General features: G+C 56.3%; 2 protein-coding genes. Both read right to left on the minus strand.

The genetic code is table 11. From position 1 onward, the window contains the following. Positions 1 to 5 precede the first annotated feature (5 nt). Positions 6 to 1,742, minus strand: coding sequence for a phosphoethanolamine transferase (locus SJH88_RS19000; RefSeq protein WP_270147636.1), 1,737 nt, complete (start codon positions 1,740 to 1,742; stop codon positions 6 to 8). Continuing rightward, the coding region (locus SJH88_RS19005; protein WP_274755376.1) for a hypothetical protein at positions 1,717 to 1,920 on the minus strand (204 nt) is incomplete at its 5' end. The genes SJH88_RS19000 and SJH88_RS19005, both read right to left, overlap by 26 nt.

The following is a 1,920-nucleotide window of genomic DNA, read 5'->3' on the forward strand; positions in this document are numbered from 1 at the left end:
AAAAATCACCTGGTGAATGAACTCACAGGCATTGGCAGGCGGGGCTCCTCCCATCGGTAGGTCTTGCTCAAGACGTTGCGCTCAAGCGATTGGCTGCTCCAGCGGATATCCAGCAGATCCGCGATGGTCCATGCGGCCCAATCGGAGCGGAAGGGTCTCTGTGTAACGTCTTCAGGCAGTTTTGGCGAAGAGGAGTTGCGCCAGATAATCGCGGGAATACGGTAGCCGGCCTCGGTGCTCTTGCTGTGTCCCGCATGGTTGCGGACATGGCCTACTTCCTGACCATGGTCGGATAGATACATCCATGCCACCTTGCCTTTTGCCAAGGCAGCTGATTGGGTGAGGCGCAGCGTCTCCGCCACCACATAATCGTGATACAGCAGCGCCGCATCATATTCTTGGCGTTGCCGGCGCACCCATAAGGAGGTGCCCTTGTTCTTCAGCGATGCATCAATCGCATCTGCTTCATCATCAAAGGGATTCTGGCCCTTGGGGTAGCGCAGGCTGTAGTGCGGGTGGGCGCCCAGCATGTGAACCACGATGAACTTGCGTTCGGAAGGCGCATCAAGAGCCGTCTTCAGTTCGTCGACCATTTCCCCGTCCAAAGACACAGAGGAGCGCCCGGGAGTGCGATTTACCATCTGCACGATATCAGCCAGCCTGGCATGCTGCTGCTCAATTCCAACATCGTCGTGGTTGCTGATCCACCAAACCTTGTAGCCTGATGCTCGAGCAAGCGCGACCAGATGATGGGACTCAGTCGAGCCCGGGGCGCCGAAGCCAAACAAGTTGCGCACTGCGGGCAGAGTACTGGCATCCACAGACCATGCATTGCGCAGCACGGTCATCTGGGCCCCTGAAATCCTTTGATGTTCCTGGAGCTTGGGCGTTGTCTGCCTGTCATAGCCATAGAGCGACAGGTTGTCGCGATTGATGCTTTCACTGAGCACCAGCACGACTGTGGATGGCCCGGCGTCCGCCAGCGTAGGCTTTGCTTGAATGGCGTGATCCAGCAGCCTTGCACGCTCCTGATGCTGGTCGGCGAGGCTGGCTTTCAGTTTTTGAGTAGAGTGGACCCATTGGGCCCAAAAAATCGCAGGATGCAGCCGGCGCCAAGGCTTGCTGGAATAGGCTAGCGCACACACAAGGGTCACGATCAAGGAAAGCACCGCCAGCCTTCTGTCCCTGCGCAAGGCAGCCAATACAGTCCGCCCCGTGAGATGCCACACCAGCAAAGCGAGCAAGGCAAGGCCACCGCAGATAAGCACAACACTGCGCCAGTGCATTGACAGATATTCGGAGCTTTCTCGCCAGTTGGTATTGGCCATTGCGCCAATCACCATTGCCCCCTCTGGTGAAGACTGGTACAGCTCCATCAGATAGGCACGCATGGTGCCATCCAATGCAAAAAGCATTACCCAGACAAAGGAAAGCCAACGTCGCGCCTTGAGCCAGGCAGGGCTGCGCATCGGCAAGGCCAGCCCGATGAACACAGGCACCATGAGTATCAGGAGCTGGGCAACACGTCGGCCGTCATGCCCCAGAACAATGAAGAACAGGGCAATGGCGGCCAAGCCGCTTAGCGCTGACCAGGAGATGCGCATGCCGTGAGACGCAGAGGAATCACCGGGGATGGATGTTTGGGACAAGACACTTAACTCATGAAGTTCCACTACCGCAGCAAAATGCTTTTCAAGCATTGGAGGGGTGATGGCTTCACTCCTCAAGGTTTCTTGCTGCATCGAACGCAATAGCTTTTCGACCTGCCCTGTGAATCAGGTGGGCGAATACTTCTGCAGAGTTATGTGTCTTTGGTGCTGAAGTTGGCGCTAGCGGCGCGATCCTAGCATTTTTTGTTCCATCGCAAAGCGTTGTTTTCGGGAGTCTTTTAGATGAAATATCGAAGACCGCTTTGGGTCG

It is taken from the genome of Comamonas sp. GCA5 (assembly GCF_036541385.1).
In the GTDB taxonomy this organism is placed as follows: Bacteria; Pseudomonadota; Gammaproteobacteria; order Burkholderiales; family Burkholderiaceae_C; genus Comamonas; species Comamonas aquatica.

Bases quoted from the DNA above. Each gene is read 5' to 3' on its own strand.
- SJH88_RS19000 (WP_270147636.1), bottom strand. From the start codon at position 1,742: ATGCAGCAAGAAACCTTGAGGAGTGAAGCCATCACCCCTCCAATGCTT.